Source organism: Georgenia sp. SYP-B2076 (assembly GCF_003991205.1).
Taxonomy (GTDB): domain Bacteria; phylum Actinomycetota; class Actinomycetes; order Actinomycetales; family Actinomycetaceae; genus Georgenia.
In genome coordinates this window covers 1-19,813 of sequence record NZ_RXOZ01000016.1, presented here as the reverse complement: position 1 = coordinate 19,813, position 19,813 = coordinate 1, and the positions used below count along the sequence as shown (strand labels likewise).

The 19,813-nt window shown below is 73.2% G+C and carries 18 protein-coding genes and 1 pseudogene; 3 read left to right on the top strand and 16 right to left on the bottom strand.

From position 1 onward, the window contains the following. Positions 1-92: 92 nt before the first annotated feature. The 15 genes and pseudogenes from EJK16_RS08935 to EJK16_RS08870 all read right to left on the bottom strand — a co-directional run. Positions 93-2,096: pseudogene (locus tag EJK16_RS08935) on the bottom strand (alpha/beta hydrolase); the annotation flags it as partial. 15 nt (positions 2,097-2,111) lie between these two features. After that, on the bottom strand, positions 2,112-2,279 hold the full coding sequence (locus EJK16_RS19525) for a hypothetical protein (RefSeq protein ID WP_164737249.1): 168 nt from the start codon (positions 2,277-2,279) through the stop codon (positions 2,112-2,114). A gap of 32 nt (positions 2,280-2,311) precedes the next feature. Beyond that, positions 2,312-3,151, bottom strand: coding sequence for a CoA ester lyase (locus EJK16_RS08930; RefSeq protein WP_127128490.1), 840 nt, complete (start codon positions 3,149-3,151; stop codon positions 2,312-2,314). Then, positions 3,148-4,356 carry a CaiB/BaiF CoA-transferase family protein gene (locus tag EJK16_RS08925; RefSeq protein WP_127128488.1) on the bottom strand — a complete coding sequence of 403 codons (1,209 nt, stop codon included), beginning with the start codon at positions 4,354-4,356 and terminating at the stop codon, positions 3,148-3,150. The genes EJK16_RS08930 and EJK16_RS08925 overlap by 4 nt, the downstream gene beginning before the upstream one ends. Continuing rightward, a complete protein-coding gene (locus EJK16_RS08920; RefSeq protein ID WP_127128485.1) occupies positions 4,353-6,386 on the bottom strand; it encodes an SUMF1/EgtB/PvdO family nonheme iron enzyme in 2,034 nt (677 codons plus the stop codon). Before EJK16_RS08920 ends, EJK16_RS08925 begins: the two co-directional genes overlap by 4 nt. Continuing rightward, positions 6,383-7,324, bottom strand: a complete 942-nt coding sequence (locus EJK16_RS08915; RefSeq protein WP_127128483.1) for a ribokinase — start codon at positions 7,322-7,324, stop codon at positions 6,383-6,385. Before EJK16_RS08915 ends, EJK16_RS08920 begins: the two co-directional genes overlap by 4 nt. After that, positions 7,321-8,676: an ADP-ribosylglycohydrolase family protein gene (locus EJK16_RS08910; protein ID WP_127128481.1), complete on the bottom strand. Its 1,356-nt coding sequence runs from the start codon at positions 8,674-8,676 to the stop codon at positions 7,321-7,323. Before EJK16_RS08910 ends, EJK16_RS08915 begins: the two co-directional genes overlap by 4 nt. Continuing rightward, a complete protein-coding gene (locus EJK16_RS08905; protein ID WP_127128479.1) occupies positions 8,673-9,848 on the bottom strand; it encodes an ADP-ribosylglycohydrolase family protein in 1,176 nt (391 codons plus the stop codon). The genes EJK16_RS08910 and EJK16_RS08905 overlap by 4 nt, the downstream gene beginning before the upstream one ends. 168 nt (positions 9,849-10,016) lie before the next feature. Further along, positions 10,017-11,312, bottom strand: a complete 1,296-nt coding sequence (locus tag EJK16_RS08900) for an ABC transporter substrate-binding protein (protein ID WP_240645902.1) — start codon at positions 11,310-11,312, stop codon at positions 10,017-10,019. Between the two features lie 34 nt (positions 11,313-11,346). Further along, entirely contained in the window at positions 11,347-12,174 is an 828-nt protein-coding gene (locus tag EJK16_RS08895; RefSeq protein WP_127128475.1) for a carbohydrate ABC transporter permease, read from the bottom strand. Further along, positions 12,174-13,142: a carbohydrate ABC transporter permease gene (locus tag EJK16_RS08890; RefSeq protein WP_127128473.1), complete on the bottom strand. Its 969-nt coding sequence runs from the start codon at positions 13,140-13,142 to the stop codon at positions 12,174-12,176. Before EJK16_RS08890 ends, EJK16_RS08895 begins: the two co-directional genes overlap by 1 nt. Further along, positions 13,139-14,194 (bottom strand): LacI family DNA-binding transcriptional regulator, encoded by a 1,056-nt coding sequence (locus EJK16_RS08885; RefSeq protein ID WP_127128471.1) that lies wholly within the window; start codon positions 14,192-14,194, stop codon positions 13,139-13,141. The genes EJK16_RS08890 and EJK16_RS08885 overlap by 4 nt, the downstream gene beginning before the upstream one ends. Before the next feature lie 278 nt (positions 14,195-14,472). After that, positions 14,473-14,868 (bottom strand): rhodanese-like domain-containing protein, encoded by a 396-nt coding sequence (locus tag EJK16_RS08880; protein WP_240645901.1) that lies wholly within the window; start codon positions 14,866-14,868, stop codon positions 14,473-14,475. 76 nt (positions 14,869-14,944) lie between these two features. Beyond that, positions 14,945-15,487, bottom strand: coding sequence for a dihydrofolate reductase family protein (locus tag EJK16_RS08875; RefSeq protein ID WP_127128467.1), 543 nt, complete (start codon positions 15,485-15,487; stop codon positions 14,945-14,947). A 57-nt stretch (positions 15,488-15,544) separates the two neighbouring features. Beyond that, a complete protein-coding gene (locus EJK16_RS08870) occupies positions 15,545-16,909 on the bottom strand; it encodes a wax ester/triacylglycerol synthase domain-containing protein (protein WP_127128465.1) in 1,365 nt (454 codons plus the stop codon). Positions 16,910-17,024: 115 nt separating this feature from the next. On the opposite strand from EJK16_RS08870, the gene EJK16_RS08865 reads away from it, so the two are divergent. Together EJK16_RS08865 and EJK16_RS08860 are read left to right on the top strand one after the other, a co-directional pair. Continuing rightward, a complete protein-coding gene (locus EJK16_RS08865; RefSeq protein ID WP_127128463.1) occupies positions 17,025-17,945 on the top strand; it encodes an LLM class flavin-dependent oxidoreductase in 921 nt (306 codons plus the stop codon). Positions 17,946-18,137: 192 nt separating this feature from the next. Continuing rightward, positions 18,138-18,485 (top strand): iron chaperone, encoded by a 348-nt coding sequence (locus tag EJK16_RS08860; RefSeq protein ID WP_127128461.1) that lies wholly within the window; start codon positions 18,138-18,140, stop codon positions 18,483-18,485. A gap of 24 nt (positions 18,486-18,509) precedes the next feature. On the opposite strand, the gene EJK16_RS08855 is transcribed toward EJK16_RS08860, so the two are convergent. After that, positions 18,510-19,286: a hypothetical protein gene (locus EJK16_RS08855; protein ID WP_127128459.1), complete on the bottom strand. Its 777-nt coding sequence runs from the start codon at positions 19,284-19,286 to the stop codon at positions 18,510-18,512. 237 nt (positions 19,287-19,523) lie between these two features. Between EJK16_RS08855 and EJK16_RS08850 the strand changes: the two genes are divergently transcribed. Next, on the top strand, positions 19,524-19,813 hold a 290-nt coding region (locus EJK16_RS08850), incomplete at its 3' end, for a molybdopterin-binding protein (protein ID WP_240645900.1).

Genomic DNA, 19,813 nt, shown 5'->3' with positions numbered 1-19,813 from the left:
CTACGAGGCATCACCAGCAGCTCGTCTACAAGCCGCTGTGCCCCCACGTCTGTCGGGCGAGACGCCCGGGCGCGCAGCCGGTCAGCGCGCCGCTACGGAACCACGCCTCCTGCGAGCTTCATCAGGAACACGTCACCGGCTCCGGCGTTCGTCGCCCGCTCCGGCGCCCCGTAGGTCAGCCCGCTGAGCCACAGGGCTCCCGGCCCCGTGGCGGCGAAGAGGTTGGGGTCATCGAAGTCATCGGCGCCGTCGCGGTCCACGGACCCGACCTGCCGGGCTTCGCCGGCGGCGCCGTCAGCACCGAGCTGGAGCGTGAACACGTCCACGCCGCCCACCGCGGTCCCCATGGCCCCGTAGGTGTTGCCGACGAGCAGCACCGACCCGTGCTGCCCGAGCACGCCGGTGACGCCGCGGTCGTCGGTGGCGGTGCCGGCCTGCGTGGTCCAGAGCTCCGCGCCAGTCACACCGACGGCGCGGGCGAAGACGTCGTTGTCGCCCGCTGACTCGCCGGCGAGGGATCCGCGGGTGTGCCCGACCGCCACCGCGGTCCCGTCCGCGCGGACCACGAGCCCGCTGACCTGGTCGTTCCCGGTCGTGCCGAACTGCTGCAGCCACTCCTGGCCGCCGTCGGCGGTGTACCGGGCGAGCCAGGCGTCGTTCGCGCCCGCGTGGGTGCCGCCGGGCATCGCCTGCGCGGCCACTCCACCGACGTAGACGCCGCCGTCGGCCCCCAGCCCGAGCGCGAGCGCCTTGTCCTCGCCCGGGCCGCCGACCTGCCGGGCCCACAGCAGCTCCCCGGCCCCGTCCACGCGGGCGAGCAGCGCGTCCTTGTCTCCGGCGCTCACCCCGGCCACGCTGCCAGAGGTGTACCCGGCGACGTACGCACCGCCGGCGCCGTCGGGCGCGGCGGCGTAGATCCGGTCCGCGGCGGCGCCGTCGCCGAACTGGGTGGTCCACAGACGCTGGCCCGCCGCGTCGACGGCCGCGACGAACGCGTCGTCGAACGCCCCCGACGGGTGGGCACCATCGAGGTTGCCGCGGGTGTAGCCGGCCACCAAGGTGGCACCGCCATCACCGGCGACCAGTCCGTAGGCGCGATCGTTGGCGCCGGTGGCGAGGGTGTGCCGCCACGTGGTCGCGCCGTCGGCGGAGCGCCGAAGGAGCGCGACGTCCAGGCCGCCGGCGTGCGGGAGCCCGGCGAGCGACCCCGCCGCGTTCACCGCCACGGTGGTGCCGCCATCGGCGTCGACGAGGAGGCCACCGGCGCGGTCATCACCGGTGGTGCCGAGCAGCTCGGCCGCCCACGGCTCCGCGGCCGCGGTGCGCAGCCGCGCGGAGACATCGACGATGCCCTCGCGGAAGGCCGGCTGCCACACGTCCCAGTCGTGCCCGCCGTCGAGAACGCGCAGCTCGGCGGTGACGCCGTCGACCCGGCGGGCGGTGTTGTACAGCTGCGCGGCCTCGAAGTCGAGGTCGTGGCTGGCGTCGGCGGGGTCGGGGTTGGCCCACTCGTCGTCGCCGACCGCGATGAACAGGTGCACCGGCAACGCCGGGTCGAGTGCCTCCAGGGCGGTCGGGTAGCTCAGCTCGGTGTAGCGGTGCTTGTCGAAGAGCTTGTGCTTCGCCCCGTAGGCGCCGTAGTCGCGGGTCGAGGAGTCGGCGGGCGGCTGGGGGACGTACACCGCGGGGCTCAGCACGATGCCCCCCGAGAAGGTGTCCTGATGCGCGAGGGTGAACCGCAAGGCCCCGGCGCCGCCCATCGAGTACCCGCCGACGGCGCGGGCCTCGCGGTCATCGACGGTGCGGTACGTGGCGTCGACATGGTCGACGAGGTCACGGGTGAAGGCGGTCTCGACGGGGACGCCCGCTCCCGCGCCGGTCTTCTTGTCACCGGTGTACAAGGAGTCGGTGTACCAGCTGCCGCGCGCGTTCCACGGCGCGTCGGGCATGACCACGACCATCGGCTGGATGGCGCCGGCGTTGATGAGCTCGTCCAGGTCGGCGCTCACGCGCTGCCAGGCAGCTTGGGTATCGCCCCGCCCGTGCAGCAGGTAGACGGACGGGTACCGGCGTTCGGCGTCGTCGTCGTAGCCGGGCGGGAGGTAGACGGTTTAGTCGATGGCGCCGGTCGCGGACGAGGGCGCCTGGGCCGTGACGAGCGTGCCGGTCTCAGCGGCGAGCGCGGGCAGGGCGACGGTGATGCCCGCGACGGCGACCACCGCGCCGGCGAGGGCGCCAAGTGCGCGCCGGACGGTCCTTCTGCGTTTGAGCTGCTGCATCTTCTCCCCTTTGAGAATTGATCCGAGCTTCCTCAGCCGGGCGTGGGGCCCGTCCGTTCCGTCAGCGCGAGCACCGCCCGCGCCTGCTCCACCATCGCGACGTCGAGGAACGTTCCGTCCTCCAGCGCGATCGCGCCGACGCCCTCGGTGTGGGCCTCGCCCACTCGTGCGACGACGGCACGGGCCTTCTCGGCCTCCACCTCGCTGGGCCGGAATGCCTGCTGGATGTGCGCGAGCTGGGCGGGGTGGATGGCCGCCCGGCCGAGGAACCCGAGGGCACGTCCGGCGTGGCAGGAGGCGATGAGCCCCTCGACGTCCTTCACGTTCGGGTAGGCGGACATCGCCGGCGAGGGCAGCCGGGCCGCGCGGGCGGCGGTGACGATCCGCGAGCGCACCCACGCCAGCCCGGCGTCGTCGTCGACCCTCAGGTCTGAGCGCAGGTCGGCCTCCCCCAGGCCGAGCGTGGCCACCTGGTCCGAGGCCGTCGCGATCTCGAAGGCGTGTTCCACCCCGAGGGCGGACTCGATGAGCAGGTGCAGCGCCCGCCCGGGCACCTGGGATGCGAGCCGGCGCACCTCATCGGCGGACTCGACCTTGGGTGCCCGCACGCCGACCACGGGCGGCAGGGCCGCCACCACCTCGACGTCGGCGGTGTGCCACGGCGTCGCCGGGTGGTTCGCCCGCACCTGCACCGGCCGGTCGACCCCGGCGAGCAGCCGGGCCACCTGCTCGCGCCCGAGATCCTTGTGCGCCGGGGCCACGGCGTCCTCGAGGTCCACGATCACCACGTCGGCCTCTGAGGCCAGCGCCTTGGCCACCCGGTCGGGTCGGTCCGCGGGCACATACAGCAGCGTCAGCACCGAGGCGCTCATATCGCGTCCTCCGACCGCAGGGCGGCGATCTCCTCGGCCGAGAAGCCGAGCTCGCCCAGCACGGTGTCGGTGTCGGCGCCGTGCGGGCGGCCGGTGAAGGCGATGACGCCGTCGTGCCCGGAGAGCCGGAACAGCGGGCCCTGCATCTTCATGGGCCCCAGCTCGGGGTCCTCGATGTCGTGGATGGTGCCCAACGCCTGGAACTGCGGATCGGCCACGATGTCCTCGGCGTCGTAGATCGGCGCGGCGGCAGCCTGTGCCTTCTCGAACGCGGCCACCACCTGCTCCCGGGTGTGCCGAGCGATCCAGCCGCCCACCGCCTCATCGAGCTCGTCGGCGTGCCGGGCCCGCTCGGCACCGACGGCGAACCACGGCTCGTCGATGAGCTCCGGCCGGCCCACGAGTCGCATCACCCGCTCGGCGATGGACTGCGCCGAGGTGGACACCGCCACCCACTGGCCGTCCTTAGTGCGGTACGTGTTGCGCGGTGCGTTGTTGACGGACCGGTTGCCGAACCGGGGCTGGACCGTGCGGAGCTGGTCCCAGCGGGTGATCTGCGGGCCGAGCATGGCCAGGATCGGTTCGATGATCGCCACGTCCACCACCTGCCCGCGGCCGGTGGCCTCCCGCGAGCGCAGGGCGATCATGATGGCGAACGCGGTGGCGAGGGAGGCGACGCCGTCGGCCAGGCCGAACGGCGGCAGGGTGGGTGGCCCGTAGGGCTCGCCCGTCATGGCCGCGAACCCGCTCATCGCCTCGGCGAGGGTGCCGAACCCGGGCCGGGTGCGGTACGGGCCGAGCTGCCCGAAGCCGCTGACCCGGGCGAGCACCAGGCCGGGGTTGGCGGCGGCCAGCTCGTCATAGCCGAGGCCCCACCGCTCCAGGGTGCCGGGGCGGAAGTTCTCGATGACCACGTCGGCCTCGGCGGCGAGTGCGAGGAAGACCCGCCGGCCGCCGTCGGAGCCGAGGTTCGCGGTGACGGCACGCTTGTTGCGGCCGAGGGTCTTCCACCACAGGTTGACGCCGTCCTTGGCGGCGCCGTGCCCGCGGGAGGGGTCCGGCTTGGTGGGGTGCTCGACCTTGATGACGTCGGCGCCCATGTCACCGAGGTGCATGGCGGCCATGGGGCCGGCGAAGAGGGTGGAGGCGTCCACCACCTTCAGGCCGGCGAGGGCGCCGTCGGTGCTGTCGCGCGAGACGGTCATCGATCCTCCAGGGTCCAGGCGCAGCGGAAGCCGATGCTCGGGCTGCGGGTGACGCCCAGCCCCGGCACGAGCAGCTTGGCGGTGAAGTCCGGCGCCTGGCGGCCGCCGTCGAAGTACCACTCCGAACCCTCGGCGGCGTAGTCGGCGCCACCCTTGAGCATCGCGAAGCGGGTGCGGCCGTCGCTGTGCTCGCTCTCGGTCCAGTTCCACACCGCGGGGCTGCCGCGGCGCAGCCGGCCGGTCTGCCCGGCGAGCTGCCACTCGTCCTCGGTGGGCAGCCGCCCGCCGCGCCAGGCGCAGTAGGCGCGGGCGTCGTCGAGGTCCACGTAGGTCACCGGGGCGTCGTCCGCTGCGGCGGGCACGCGACCGGCGAGCCAGTTCCCCAGGAAACGGTGCGTCACCGTGGGCCGGTAGCCCGTGGCGGCGAGGAACTCGGCGTACTCGGCGTTGGTCACCTCGGTGGCGGCGACGGCGATGGGCCGGTCCAGCGTGCCGGTGCGTTGCAGGGTGCGGGCGTCGTGCAGCCGTGGCGCGAGCGGTTTCCACTCGTCCACGTACGGCGCGCCCTGGTACATGCCGGTCTCGCGCGCCCGGTAGCGCACGGTGAGCACGTAGTCCCCGGCGGGGACGCCGACGGCGTCAGCCGGCACCCGGTCGCGGCGCACCGGGGCGGGCGGCTCGGGTGCGAGGCGCCGGGCGACGCGGTGCGGGAAGGACGCGTCGCCGTCGTGCGGGAGCCCGGCGAGGTCCTCGCGCAGTCCCGGGAGCCAGGACGGCTGGGGGGTGCCCGGCTCCACCTGCAGCAGGGCTGCGATGGAGCGGGCCGGGACCGTCACGGCAGGGCGAGCGCCGCCGTGCCCGTCGGAGCGCCCCGCCGCGGGGCCGCCGGTGAGGTCGAGGAGCGTGCCCGCCGGCGGGTCGTCGAGGACGGGGCCGGTGTAGTCGGTCTTGCCGCGGTTGACCAGCGTCCAGAGCGTGACGCCGTCGCGGGTGAAGGTGGAGGCGTGGACGCCGGCGCCGTGCGCGGCCGGGGCGAGGGGCGCGAGCGGGGTCCACTCCCCCTCGAGCAGCAGGTCGGCGGCGGCGCGCTGGAGGGTGACCATGCGGCGCAGCGTGGCGGCGTCGCGGGCGTTCCACCCGACCCAGACCCCGAAGACGACCTCCCAGACCATGACGCCGGCGCCGTTGACCCAGGCGGACTGCAGCTCCTCGGAGTGGTCGCGGTGCCAGCGGCGGATGTGGTGCTGCATGTGGCGCCGCTCGTACCAGTGGGCGCGCAGCACGCCGGGGACGGCGGAGTCGGCGAAGAACTGCGCCCAGGAGGCGGAGTGGTCCACGATGCGCTCGACGGCGAGCTTGGACTCGCCCTCGAGCACGATGCCGGGGCGGGCGGCCTCGAGCCGGTCGACCAGGTCGGGCTCGGCCTTCTTGAGGGTGTCGAGGAAGACGCCGTCGGCCTGGAGGTCGCGTACCAGGGCGGCGAGCTCGGTGACGTCGTCGCCGGTGGCGCGCAGGGTGCCGGTGTCCCAGGGGTTGTAGTCGACGAAGACGTGCAGACCGGCGGCGTGGAGGTCGGCGACGAGCCGCTCGATGCCGGGGACGTCGCGGTAGTGGTCCCACTGGTTGCGCCCGTCGATGCCGATGACGGGGTAGGCGTGCCAGAGCACGACGGCGTCGAGGCCGCCGAGGCGTTCGTGGGCGTCGGCGAGGAAGCGGTCCGGGGTGAAGCGCTGCGCGCCGAAGTCGAAGAGCAGCTCGTCCCACAGCCACACCTGCGCGACCGAGAAGCAGCGGGCGGCCCAGGCGGACTGCGGGCGCTCGTAGGCGGCGCCGTCGTAGTGGTGGCGGGCGCGGGCGTCCTCCCGCCAGGCGGTGAGGCGCGCGCGCCAGGCGGGCCAGTCGGCCGGGTCGTCCGGGGCGGCGAAGATCTTCGCCTCGTCCAGGTCCTCCAGGCGCGCGACCGCGTCGAGCGGGACGAGGGTGGGCAGGTCGATGGGTCGCGGGACGAGCGGGTCGAAGGTGTAGGTCACGGCTCCACCACGGGCGCGTAGGTCTGGGCGGCGAGCGCCCCGGTCTCATCCGCCGTCGGGACGGCGGCCTGGGCGCCGGGCCGGGTGACGGCCAGCGCGCCCGCGGCGGCGGCGCGACGGGCGGCGACGGCGAGCGGCTCGCCGTGGGCCAGGGCCGCGGCGAGCACGCCGCAGAAGGTGTCCCCCGCGCCGGTGGTGTCCACCGGGGTGACGCGGGGGGCGGGCACGGTGACGGGGTCGGCGCCGCGCTCGGCCACCAGGGCGCCGGCGGCGCCGAGCGTGATGACGACGGCGGGCACCCGGGCGAGCAGGGCCATGGCGAGCTCCGTGGGCGCCTCGGCGGCCGACTGCTCACCGCCCGTCGTGCGTGCGAGGTCGGCGGCCTCGTGCTCGTTGACGATGAGCAGGTCCACCTCCGCCCACACGTCCGCGGGCAGGTCTCGGGAGGGCGCGGCGTTGAGCGCGAACACCGCGCCGCGCCGGCGGGCGCGGGCGGCGGCGAGCACGGTTTCCAGGGGCACTTCGAGCTGGGCGAGGACCACGTCCGCCTGCGCGAGCCGGGCGGCGGCACGGTCGTCGACGGTGAGGAGGGAGTTGGCGCCCGGCGCGACGATGATGGCGTTCTCGCCGTCGGCGGTCACGCTGATGAGCGCGGTGCCGGTGCCGGCGTGGGGGCGCGCGACCAGGTCGGTGTGCACCCCGGCGCGCTCGAGCGAGGCCAGCAGCAGCTCGGCAGCATCATCGCGGCCCAACGCCCCGAGGAAGGTGGTGTCCGCGCCGCCGGCGCGGGCTGCGGCGACCGCCTGGTTGGCGCCCTTGCCGCCGGGGCTACGGACCAGCTCCCCGCCGAGGATCGTCTCTCCCGGGCCCGGATGTCGCGGGACGTCCACCACCAGGTCGACGTTCGCGCTGCCGACCACCACGACGTGGCCGCTCACCGGGCTCCCTCCTGCAGGCGCCGCGTGCGCAGCGCGAGGTCCTCGATCCGCCGTTGGTCCCCGCCGGGCAGGGACGTGGCGATACGACCGTCGATCGGCGCGGTCCACTGCTCCCCGATGCCGTCGGGCCCGAGGAGGGCGCCAAGCACCGAGCCGACCGTGGCGCCTGCCGAGTCCGTGTCCCACCCGGCTGTGACGGCGATCGCCACGCTCGGCCCGAACATGCCGCGACCGGCGGCGAGGGCGTAGGCTATGACAGCGGCGTTGTTGAGCACGTGCACCCAGTGCAGGTGCCCGTAGGCGGCGTGCAGTCGGTCCAGCCCGGCGGCGACGTCCTCGGTCTCGGCGGCCGTCTGGCGGCCGAGGCTGACCGCCGCGGCGAGGCGGCTGCCCGGCGGGATGACGCTCTCGGCGGCGTCGAGGACCTCGTCGACCGTGTCGCGGGCCATCGCGGCCGAGCAGAGCGCCGCGGCCCACATGGCGCCGTAGATGCCGTTGCGGGTGTGGCTCAGGCGCGCGTCGGTCCAGGCCAGGCGCGCCGCGGCGCGCGGGTCGCCGGGCGTGACCCAGCCGTAGACGTCCGTGCGGATGAGAGCGCCGATCCACTCCCGGAAGGGGTTGAGGAACGTGGCCGTCTCGGGCACCGGGCGGGCGTCGAGGATGTTGCGGTAGGCGGCGCGCTCCGCGGTGAACACCCGGCCGGCGGGCAGGTTGTCCAGCCAGAGCTGGGCGACGTCCTCGGTGGTGAAGCCGGTGCCGCGGCGCTCGAGGAGGTCGAGCGCGAGGAGGGGGTAGTTGAGGTCGTCGTCCTCGGGCATGCCGGCGATGTTCTCCTCCAGGGACGTCGGGGCGCTGCGCCGGTTCCACGGCCAGCGCGCGGCGACGTGGTCAGCGAGGCCGACGGCGGTGAAGTAGCGGTCCAGCGGCCACCGGCCGGTGGCACGGAGGATCTCCTCGATGCCGTGCCGGGGGATCTTCTCCACGGGCTTGCCGAGCAGGCAGCCGGCGGCACGACCGGTCCAGCCGCCGCGCACCCGGCGGTCGAGTCCGGCCGGTCGCGGTGCTGCCAGGCGGGGCGCGGCGGGCAGGAGGGCGGCGATCTCCTCCCAGTCGTCGGGTTCGGCCGGGGCGGGCGCGGCCGCCAGGTCCTGCAGCTCACCCAGCAGCTCGCGGGCCAGCGCGCGCCGCTCGGGCGGGGCCGGGATGGCGCTGGCGCCGCTGACCGCGGGGACCGTGCTGCCGCCGGCCGCCTCCCACCGGGCTACGACGGCGGCGGTGTCCTTGCCCTCGGCGGCCGACTGGACCAGCTCGTGCGCGAGCAGGTCCTCGGGCTGGGCCCAGGTGAGCCTCACGCCACCTCACTCCCCTGCCGCTCGGCCACCCGGCCCAGAACGTGCAGCCGCTGTTCAGCACGCTCGGCGTCGGCGCGCAGGATGTCCGCGGCGGCCCCTGCCATGAGCCGGCCGGTTGCGCGGATGTCCATGCGGCTGGCGGTCTCGATCTGGTCGAGCCACTCGGTGGGCACGACGGGGGTGCCGCCCAGCGCGGCGGTGACGGCACCGGCCATGACGGCGATGGAGTCGGCGTCGCGGCCGTAGTTGACGGCGCCGAGCACGGCACCGCGGAAGTCGCCGCGGTGGCCGAGCACGAAGCCGATCGCGGCGGGAAGCTCCTCGATGGACTTCGTGCGCGAGGGACGGCGGGCGTCGCGGGACATGTTGCGGTACTCCGGGCCCACGGAGTCGTAGGGCGCGACGGCCGCGCGGATGAGGGCCGCCAGGGCGCGCTCCTCGTCGTCGGTGCGCGGCGGCGTCGTGCCGGCGACGGCGTCGACCACCGCACGGAGGGCATCGTAGGTGCCGTCGTGGGCGACATCGAGGGCAGCAGCGACGACGCCGTCGACGGAAGCCCCGGGGGTGAGCGCGGCGGCCACGGCGGCGGCGAAGACCCCGGCGGCCTCGCGGCCGTAGCTGGACTGGTGGGCGCCCGCGATGTCGATGGCCTCGGCGTACGCGCCGGCGGGGTCGCCGGCGTTGGCAATGCCGACGGGGGCCATGTACATGGCGGCGCCGCAGTTGACGATGTTGCCCACGCCGGCCTCGCGGGGGTCGACGTGGCCGTAGTGCAGGCGGGCGACGATCCACTTCTCGGCGAGGAAGACGCGCTGGAGGATCAGGGCGTCGGTCTCGAGCTCGGGGATCCAGCGGGGCTCGCCGATCATGAGGGGCACGAGGTCCTCGGCGACGGCATAGGCGTCGAGGTGGTCGCGGCGCTTGGCATAGACCTCCACGAGGGCCTGGGTCATGAGGGTGTCGTCGGTGATGTGTCCGTCGCCCTTGTGGTAGGGCGCGATGGGGCGGGCATCCTTCCAGTTCGGGTACCAGGGGCCGACGATGCCGGTGACCCGGCCGCCGTGGCGCTCCTCGATCTGCTCGGGGGTCCAGCCCTCGGTGGCCCCGCCGAGCGCGTCGCCCACCGCGGCTCCGGTGATCACCGCGACGGCGCGGTCTTCCAACCAGCTCACGTGTCTGCTCCTGGTCCGTTGGTTCGTGTGTGGCTCGTGCGTCGGTGCCCGGCGAGGGATGCTCGCGCTCACAGGTCACGATTCGCCCGGGGCCGCGTGGCCGGGCGGCGGCTTAGTAGCGCGGCCCCGGGATGATGTCTCGCCGAGGAGAGCTCCTCGGCCTGTCGGTCAGGCGGTGATCTCGTCCCAGCCGGCCTGCAGCTCCTTCGCCAGGCCGTCGGAGTCGATCTCACCGGCGAGGAAGCGCTGGAACGCAGGTGTCGCCACCGTGTCCTTCCACTGGGCGTAGGCGTCGACGAACAGGTACGGCGCGTCGGTCATGTGCTGGCCCGACGAGAGGACCGTCTGCCAGTTCGGGTCGTCGCCGAGGTTCTTCGCCATCAGCTCCTGGGCGGAGGTGGACGCCGGGATGAGCGCGTCGGCCTCGTTGAGCGCTGCGAGGTTCTCCGGCTGCGTGAAGAAGTTGAGGAACTCGGCGGCCTGCTCGACGTGCTCCGAGTCGATGTTCACCGAGAGGGTCTGCGGGTTGGCGGCCTGCCCGGCTCCCTCCGGCCCCTCCAGCGGCGGCAGCACGACCCACTCGAAGCCCTCCGGCGCGTCCTTGGCGATGTTGGCCGCCTGGAAGGAGCCCTGGATCGTCATCGCGATCTCACCGGCATAGAAGGAGGCCAGGGTCTCCGAGCCCGACTGGGTCAAGGTGACGGGCAGGATGGACTTGTCCTCGGTGTTCATCGCGTTGACAAGCTGGGGGATGGCGAGCTCGCCGTCGCCGATCGTGAGCTCGGCGTCGGCGCCGGTGCCGCCGAAGTAGGTGCCGCCGAACGTCGGGCCCATGGTCATGAACGCGGCCGTGGGGCTCTTCAGGCCCCAACCGAGGCCGAACTTGCCATCGAGTGTGCTGGCCTTGGCCAGCCCGCGCAGCTCGTCCCAGGTCATGGTCTCGCCCGAGGGGATCTCCACCCCGGCCGCGTCGAGCATCGCCTTGTTGGCGAAGACCATGTAGGACTGCAGCTCGGTCGGATAGGCGATGACCTCGTCGTTGACGGTGACGGCCTTGAGGATGCCCTCGGGAACGTCGAACTCCTTCGGCAGGTACTCGGAGAGGTCCGCGAGGTAGCCGTCTACCGCGAACGGCACGATGCTGGCCGCCTCGTAGTGGATGATGTCCGGCGCCGCGCCACCGTTGAACTGGGTGATGAGCTTGTCGTAGATGCCGTCCCAGCCTGCGGGGACGATCTCCACCTGGACATCCGGATTGGCCTTGTTCCAGGCCGCCACGATGCTCTCGGTGGCCTCGATGGCGGCGGGCTGGTCGGAGAGGGACTGGAACTCGAGGGTGATGGGAGTCCCCTCCCCCGCGGGGCCGCCGTCGGTGGCCTCGTCACTGCCTCCGGCTCCCCCTCCGCAGGCGGAGAGAAAGAGGACGCCGGCCGTGAGGCTTGCTGCGATGGAAGCGCCACGCATTTTCATATCGGTTGCCTTTCAGCAGAGAGGGGGATCAACCTTTGACGGCACCGGACAGGAGCCCGCCGGTGAGTTTCTTCTGCATGATCGAGAAGAAGACGATGCTGGGTATGGCGGCCATGACCGAGCCGGCCGCGAGCGGACCGAGGGCGACCTTGCCCTCGCCTCCGACGAACATCTTCAGAGTGATGGGCAGGGTGTAGTTCTCCGGGGACTGGAGGAGCACCAGCGCGAAGAAGAACTCGTTCCATGACGAGACGAACGAGAACATGGCCGTGGCGACGACGCCGGGCATGAGGAGCGGGAAAACGATCCGAGCGAGCACTGCTACCCGGCCGGCGCCGTCCATCGCCCCGGCCTCCTCGAGCTCGTTGGGGATCGCGGAGATGTATCCCTGGAGCATCCACAGCGCGAAAGGCAAGGTGTAGGTGGTGTGGACGAGGGTCAGGCCCACCAGGGAGTCGGTGAGGTTCATCGTCCGCAGGATGAGGAAGAGCGGCAGGATGATGAGGATCACCGGGAACACCTGGCTCACCAGGATCCATCCCGTCCCGACTGTGCGGAGCAAGCCCTTGAAGCGGGCGAGCGCGTATGCCGCGGGCAGGGCGATGAGGATGACGAGCGCCGTGGAGACGAGGGCCACGACCACGGAGTTGCCGGCCGAGCGCACGAGCCCCTGCCGATCGAGGGCCGTCGAGAAATTGTCCCAGCGCCACTCCTGCGGGACGAGGTTGACCGTGAGGGAGTTCAGCTCGCCCGAGGACTTCACCGACGCCGAGAGGAGCCAGAGCAGCGGGAAGCCCAGGAAAAGGATGTAGAAGAACAGCGCGGCGTACTGCGCCGGCTTGACGACTGCACGCATCAGCGCTCCTTCTCCTCACGGAACTGCGACCACAGGTAGGCCGCGAGCAACAGCACCACCACGACGACGAGCACCACGCCCATGGCGGCGGCATAGCCGATGTTGCGGTTCTTGAACGCTTCCAGGTAGGTGAAGAGCATCGGAAGCATGGTCTTGCCGCCAGGGCCGCCCTCGGTGAGCACGTAGACGAGGCTGAACGAGTTGAAGTTCCAGATGAAGTTCAGCGACGTTATCGAGGTGACGATGGGCCGCAGGCTCGGCAGTGTCACGCTCACGAACCGCCGCGACGCGCCGGCCCCGTCCATGGAGGCCGCCTCGTAGAGCTCGGTAGGGATCTGCTGCAGCCCCGCCAGGAGGGTGACCGTGGTCTGCGGCATCCCGAGCCAGACGCCGACGACGATGACGGCCGGCAGCGCCGTGTCGAAGTTGGCGAGCCAGTTGATGTCGTCGGGGAGTCCCACCGAGCCGAGGAACGCGTTGAGGGGTCCGGCGTTCGGGGAGTAGATCATCCGCCACATGATCGCCACGACGACCGGCGGCATGGCCCACGGGATGAGGGCGAGCACGCGGGTCAGGCCCTGCAGCCGCAGGTCAGAGTTGAGCAGCAGGGCCAGGCCCATGCCGGCGACCAGCTGCAGCAGAGTGACCGACACCGCCCACACCAGACCGATTCGGAACGACTCCCAGAAGAAGCCGTTGTCGACGAGGCGGCTGAAGTTGTCGATGCCGACGAACTCGTACTCGGGGCGACGCACGAGGCGGGCGTCGGTGAAAGCCAGAAGAACACCCACGACGAGCGGCGCGACGGAGAAGATGAGGATCGGTAGCAGCGAAGGCAGTACGAGGGCGATGGCCTCCCGGCGCTTCGCGCGCCCGACCCCACCCACCTTGACGGGGCGCCGAGGGCTCGGCGGGCGCGGCACGGGCGCCGCCTCGCGGCTGCCACTGGCCAGTGACGGCGCTGTCATGCGTTCTCCTCCTGGGCGAGGTCGGCCGATTGGCTGGCCGCTGTGGATTCCCGAGCCATCAGCACTGGCTCGACGAGGACGTTCTGCGGGTGGTGACCGGGGTCCTCGAGCAGGGCGAGCATGATTTCGGCGGCGCGACGACCGCGCTCGCTCGAACGCAGCGAGACGCTGGTCAGGCTGGGCAGAAAGACCCGACCGATCTCCGTGTCGTCCATGCCGGTGACTGCGAGGTCCTCGGGCACGCGCAGACCTTGCTCGCGGGCGGCCCTGATGGCGCCGATGGCGAGCAGGTCGTTGGCGGCAACGATGGCGTCAAGCTGGGCGTCACCGCCGCCATGGCGGCGGAGCAGCGTCGTGGCAGCCGCGAGGCCCGAGGCCACGGTGAAGTCGTCGGCGATCTGGGTGTCGACCGTCTCCCTCGCGAGGCCGAACCGACCGACCGCGGCGTCGAATCCCCGCTGGCGAGCCTCACCAGGAGTGGTGTCCACCGGACCGTTGACAAAGCCGATCCGGTGCCGGCCGAGCGCGAGGAGGTGCTCGACCGCCTGGCCGATGCCGCCGGCGGAGTCGGTCGAGACGGAATCGAGGTGGTCGCCCTCCAACGAACGGCCGATGACGACCACCGGTAGCTGCGAGCTCACAAGTTCTGCCACCAGCGCCTCGTTCACGCGCAGCGGGCTGATGACAAGCCCGTCAACCAGACCCGCGCTGACACTGCGGACGAGCTCGATGGTGGACTCGGGGGTGTCTCCCGTGGTCGCCACCACGAGGCGGTAGCCATGCTCGGCGACGACGGCCTGGATCGCCGTCATCATTTCCACGTACACGGGGTTACCGATGTCGGCGACGGCGAACGCAATCTGAAGCGTCCGTCGAAGCCGGAGCGAGCGACCCATGGCTTGCGGGTGGTAGCCCAGCTCCTCTGCCGCGGCACGGACCTTCTCGACCATCGCCTTGCTCGCACCCGTGCCATTCAGCGCCCGGGAAGCCGAGGCAAGAGAAACGCCGGCACGCTCGGCGACCTGCGGCAGCGTGGCCCGCGGGTGCGTCATGGGTTTCCCTTCCTCGTTGAAGAGTGCGGTTGGAAACGTTTCCAACTGCGTGATGGGAACATTCCCAGAACCGACCGAAACTGTCAACGCCGTTATTGCATCGTTACCCGGCGCCGTGTTGGACAGTGCGTGGAAGGCCGAGCGCATGTCGTAGCGGTGGGTGCCATCGGCGCGCTCATAGGCGTGGATGTTGGTCCTCGACGACCTGTAGGGCTATCGCCCGATGATGAGAGGCGTTGCCGAGCGGGTACGCCCCGAGGGATCGCCGAGCGCTCAGATCACGGACGTACGTCAGCCGGGCCCGGGCTCGTCGGCAGGCCGGCGGCCCGCCACGCCTGCACGCCACCGATCATGTCGGTGGCCCGGTGCAGACCGACCGCGCGCAGGGACGCCGCTGCCAGGCTCGAGCTGTACCCCTGGCGGCAGGCCACCACGACCTGCAGGTCATAGCTGGTCGCTTCGGGGATCCGCCAGCTGCAGGCCGGGTCCAGGCGCCACTCCAGCACCGTCCGGTCGATCACCAGCGCCCCCGGGAGCTCGCCCTGGTCACGTCGCTGGGACTCGGTGCGGGTGTCGACCAGCAGCGCCCCGGCAGCGACCGCCGCCATCACCTCCAGCGGCTCCAGCCGCTGGACGCCCACCCGTGCCGCAGCCAGCACGTCGTCGATGCCCACCCGCACAGCATGGCTGCTTGTACCGGTGGACGAGCGAGGCGCGGCGGCCCCGAAGGGTTCCGCCTGGTCGTGCGTGTCAGCCCCGCCCGTAGTTCAGATGCACGACCCCGTTGTCGTAGACGTCGTGCTCCTTCAGCGCGAGCCGGGTCGGCTCGCCCCCGTCCTCGAACAGCCGCGCCCCCGTACCGCGGGCGACGGGGTAGACGAACAGGTGCAGGTCGTCGACGAGCCCGTCGCGCAGGAGCGCACGGACGAGGGTGCCGCTGCCGGAGACGTAGATCGTGCCGTCGGTGCCCGCCTTCAGCCCGAGGATCGCGTCCGGGGAGTACGGCAGCCGCGTCGACGGCCCCCACTCCACGCTCGGCTCCGTCGAGGCGACGACGTACTTGTGGGTGTCGTTGAAGAACGGCGCGCCGGGGTCGTCCTCGACCGTCCGCCCCGACCACGCCGGCGCGAACATCTCGTAGGTCTTCCGGCCGAGCAGGATCGCGGTCGCCGCGCGCGTGATCGCGCCGAGGGTCTCGCCCATCTTCGGGTCGAAGCCGTACTCGAACGTCCAGCTCGGGTTCTCGTACACGCCGTCGAGCGCGATGAACTCGTGAACCGCGATCGTCCCCATGGAAACCGTCCCTCGGTGTCGGTAGACGGCCCAGCCTCCAAGAACCCGCCCGCGCCGTCAACGGACCGGCACGGCCAGCCGCTCCACCGACCGCACGAGCCCGCCGACGAAGACGCCGACGTCGGGGTGCAGCTCCGGGTCGGACGTCACCGTCACGGCCAGGCGCCCGGCGTAGGACAGCGCCGCCACGCTGATCCCGACGTTGCCCACGACGTTGGTGAGCGGCACCAGCTCCAGCACCCGCGCCCCAGCGAGCCACACCGCCGCGGGCGGCCCGGCGAGGTTGGCCAGGTAGATGTTCGACACTCGCTGCCGGGCGGCGAGGGCCACGGCCCCGCGCAGCACGAGCGGCGAGCTGAGCAGGCCGGAGCGGCCGAGGTCGACCGGGTGGCGCTTGCGCTCCTGGGTGTCGGCGGCGACGGCGGCCAGGCGCCGCTCGGCGTCGTCCTCCCCGACCGGGAGCCGCACGAGCATCCCGGTGCGGGCGTTCTGTGTGCGGCCCGGTGCGGGCACCCCGGCCACCGGGACGGACGCGCGCATGACCATGCCCGGGATGAGCTCGCCGCGGGCGCCGAGCAGGTCGTGGAGGCCGCCGGCGAGGGCGGCGAGGAGGACGTCGTTGACCGTGGCGCCGCGGCCGTGGGCGGCGGCCCGGACGGCGGCGAGGTCGAACCGGGCGACGTTGAGCGCCCGCCGCCGGCCCACCCGGCGGTTGAGGCTGGTGCGCGGGGCGTGCCGGGCGTACCCGCGCAGCGCCTCGCGGCTCTCCCCCGCCCGGGCGGCGACGGCCCGCGGGTGCGCCAGCGCGCCCACCGCCGCCCGCAGCCCCTGGAGGCGGCGGCGCAGGGCGTCGGCGGCGAGCTCGGCCCCGGACGGGCCGGGCCGAGGAGCCGGCACCGCCGTCGCCGGGCGCCCCGCCGGCTCCCCCGGCGCAGGATCGAACATCGACCCGACCGCCGCCAGGGCGCCCGCGCCGTCGGTCAGGGCGTGGTGGACGACGACGAGCAGCCCCACCCGCCCCTCGGCGAGACCGGTGAGCACCCAGGCGTGCCACAGCGGCCGGGCCGGGTCGAGGGGCTGCTCGTACAGCCGGGCGCAGGTGACCAGGAGGGCGGCGTCGCCGCCGGGGGCGGGCACGGGCACGACGGCGACGTGCCGCGCCACGTCGACGTCGCCGTCGTCCGCCCACACCGGTCCCCCGCGCCCGAGACCCGGCTCGCGCAGGACCTGCCGGAAGCGCGGCCAGGCGAGCACCCGGCCGAAGGCGGGCAGGAGCAGCTCGAGATCGATCGTGCCGTCGGCGCCCCGCAGCGGGGCGCCCTCCACGACGGCGAGCGCCCCGATGGTCTGGGGCCAGCCGCGCCGGCCGGGCCAGACCTCGACGAGCTCGTGGGGCGTCAGGCGTTCGATGGTGGCGGTCATGGGAGGCTTCCTCGCCTCCACGGTGCGCCGCCGCACCCGGGGGTCACCAGGGACCAGGGTCCCGATCTGATGCCCCCGGCGTGCGCGCGCCCGCCCGCGTCACCAGGCTGGCCCCATGGCGACCGTCTCGCTCCAGGCCTGGCCCACCGGTGACGCCGCGGCGTGGTTCGACACCGCCCGCCGGGCCGAGGAGCTCGGCTTCGACGCCCTGACCGCGCCCGACCATCCCGGCGCGGTCGCGGCGCCGTTCGTCGCGCTCGCCGCCGCGGCGGCCGTGACCACCAGGCTCGGGCTCGGCTCCTACGTCACCAACGGCGGGGTCCGCGAGCCGGCGCACATCGCCGCGGACGTGGCCACGCTCGACGTCGTCTCGGGCGGCCGGGCACGGCTGGGTCTCGGGGCGGGCCACACGCCGGCCGAGTGGCGCGCCGTGGGCCGTGAGCGCCCGGACGTCGCCGGGCGGGTGGCGCGGTGCATCGCCGTCGTCGAGGGCGTCCGGGCGCTCCTGGCCGGCGAGGAGGTGACCGCGGACGGGCCGGTGCGCCTGCACGGCGCACGGCTGCACGCGCCGCGCCCGGTGCAGCGGATCCCGCTGACGATCGGCACCTCGAACTCGGCGCTGCTGCGGTACGCCGGCGCCCACGCGGACGTGGTCGGGCTGAGCGGCCTCGGCCGCACGCTCCCGGACGGGCACCAGCACGCGGTGCGCTGGACGCCGGCGGAGGTGGACGCGCAGGCCTCGCTCGTCGCCGAGGGCGCCGCCGGGCGCGACCGGCCCCCGGCGCTGGAGGCGCTCGTCCAGCAGGTCACCGTCACGGACGACGCCGGCGCGGTGGCCGCGGAGCTGGCGGAGCGTGCGGGGGCGCGCGCGGAGGACCTCCTCGCCGTGCCCTACGTGCTCCTCGGGACCGAGGACGAGATCGTCGACGCCGTCCGTGAGCACCGCCGCCGGTGGGGCATCACCCGGTACGTCGTCCGCCAGGAGGCCATGGAGGCGGTGGGCGGGCTGCTCCCCCGCCTCGCGGCCATCGCGTGAGGCGTGGATGCGCCCGCCGTCCACACCTACTACCTGCAGCAAGGCGTGACACGTACCGTGGAGTCATGGCCAGGAGGGGCGAGCGGGTCGACGAGGACCGTCGTCGGCTCCGGGAGCAGGGACTACGGCAGGTACAGATCGGAACAAACCCCGACCGGTGGTGCGGTCGGCGCCCTGCACGATGATGGACGGATGAGCACCGTCGACGAGTCCCTCGCGGGGGTCCCCTCGCCGTCGCGCGAGGCCCTCCAGCACGTGATCGACATCGCCCGGCGTCTCGCGCCGGACGCCGAGGACGGCATGAGCTACGGGATGCCGGCCCTGAAGGTGGCGGGCAAGCCCTTGGTCAGCGTCGTCGCCGCGGCGAAGCACCTCTCCCTCTTTCCGTTCTCGCCTGCCGCGATCGACACCGTGCGCGGAGACCTGGCGGGCTACTCGCTGTCCAAGGGCACGGTGCGTTTCTCGGCCGAGCGCCCACTCCCCGACGACGTCGTCGAACGTCTCCTCCGTGCCCGGCTCGCGGAGATCACCGGCCCGTAGCGAAGCCCGCGGGCCGGTGGCCGCTCAGGGGCTGAGCGGCGCGGTCGACGGCGTGTCCGTGGCGATGGAGACGACGTCGGCGGTAAGCCCGTAGAGGCCCCAGGCGACCATGAGGACGAACAAGCCCCGGCCGGCCACCGTGACGGCGTCGCTCCGCCACGCCGCGCGAGCGGTGTGGGACAGGTAGATCCCGAACGCGGCGGCTGTGGGTAGCGCGACGACGACGAGGGCGAGGTTCAGTGCCGCCACGCCGGCACCGATCACCGGCCATGCCGGCCCGCGGCGCGCCCAGCCGCCCGGCGACTCCAGCCGTTCGATGAGCGATGGGGCGAGGAGCCCGAACAGCATCGGGATGGCGACGAACGAGACGACGGAGAGCCACTCCGGGCGCAGTACCGAGTAGTCGAACGACGGATGGTCGTGGACGAGGATCGCGCCGCCGATGCTGCCGGTGAAGAGCGCGAACAGCACCGACCGGGCCCGCCGGGACGGCGGCAGCACACGGCGCACCCAGAGGAAGATCATCCCCGCGATCGCACCGAGGGCCACGGTGGTGACGAAGAGCGAGAACGTGCCGTTCAGGGAGATCTGCCCGACCGGCTGGATGTCGTCGGTCAGCCGGCCCTGCGCCGACGGCGGCGACGTCACGGCCAGGAGCCGCATGAGCAGTCGGCCGAGCACGCCGCCGACGAGCAGACCGACGAGGCCGCCGCCGATCGCGCCCGCGGCGAGGGTGCGCGCGAAGGACAGCGCCGCCTGGTCCGTGCCGCGGCCGGCGGACGGGTCTGCGATCAACGACATGAATGGCTCCGGATCCGAGCAGACGCCCCAGAGCGCCAAGGATGCCCGTGCCGGAGCGCCGTGTCAGCGAGTTGGCCGAGGGCGATGGCCGCATTCCTTCCGGGTCGACCTTCGCCGTGGGGCGTCGCCGCGGGGGCCCACTTCGGGTGTCTTTGCCGGCCCCCGACCGACCTCAGTGGCGGGGTGGGCGGCGCGGGAGACCAGCGCCGTGGTGCCGCGCCGCCCTAGGCTGCGACCATGCCGAACCCCACCGCCGCCATCCTCGTCATCGGGGACGAGATCCTCTCCGGTCGCACCCGCGAGGCGAACGCCTACCACCTCGCCGGCGAGCTGACCCGCGTCGGGATCGACCTGCGCGAGATCCGCGTCGTGCCCGACGACCACGACGTCATCGTCGACGCCCTGGGCGCCCTCCGCTCCGCGCACACCCACGTGTTCACCTCGGGCGGCATCGGGCCCACCCACGACGACATCACCGCCGACGCCGTCGCCGCGGCCTTCGGCGTCGGCATCGACGTGCGCGACGA

Coding starts and splice junctions, on each gene's coding strand:
- EJK16_RS19525 (WP_164737249.1), bottom strand. CDS start 2,279: ATGCAGCAGCTCAAACGCAGAAGGACCGTCCGGCGCGCACTTGGCGCC.
- EJK16_RS08930 (WP_127128490.1), bottom strand. CDS start 3,151: ATGAGCGCCTCGGTGCTGACGCTGCTGTATGTGCCCGCGGACCGACCC.
- EJK16_RS08925 (WP_127128488.1), bottom strand. CDS start 4,356: ATGACCGTCTCGCGCGACAGCACCGACGGCGCCCTCGCCGGCCTGAAG.
- EJK16_RS08900 (WP_240645902.1), bottom strand. CDS start 11,312: ATGCGTGGCGCTTCCATCGCAGCAAGCCTCACGGCCGGCGTCCTCTTT.
- EJK16_RS08895 (WP_127128475.1), bottom strand. CDS start 12,174: ATGCGTGCAGTCGTCAAGCCGGCGCAGTACGCCGCGCTGTTCTTCTAC.
- EJK16_RS08890 (WP_127128473.1), bottom strand. CDS start 13,142: ATGACAGCGCCGTCACTGGCCAGTGGCAGCCGCGAGGCGGCGCCCGTG.
- EJK16_RS08885 (WP_127128471.1), bottom strand. CDS start 14,194: ATGACGCACCCGCGGGCCACGCTGCCGCAGGTCGCCGAGCGTGCCGGC.
- EJK16_RS08875 (WP_127128467.1), bottom strand. CDS start 15,487: ATGGGGACGATCGCGGTTCACGAGTTCATCGCGCTCGACGGCGTGTAC.
- EJK16_RS08870 (WP_127128465.1), bottom strand. CDS start 16,909: ATGACCGCCACCATCGAACGCCTGACGCCCCACGAGCTCGTCGAGGTC.
- EJK16_RS08865 (WP_127128463.1), top strand. CDS start 17,025: ATGGCGACCGTCTCGCTCCAGGCCTGGCCCACCGGTGACGCCGCGGCG.
- EJK16_RS08860 (WP_127128461.1), top strand. CDS start 18,138: ATGAGCACCGTCGACGAGTCCCTCGCGGGGGTCCCCTCGCCGTCGCGC.
- EJK16_RS08855 (WP_127128459.1), bottom strand. CDS start 19,286: ATGTCGTTGATCGCAGACCCGTCCGCCGGCCGCGGCACGGACCAGGCG.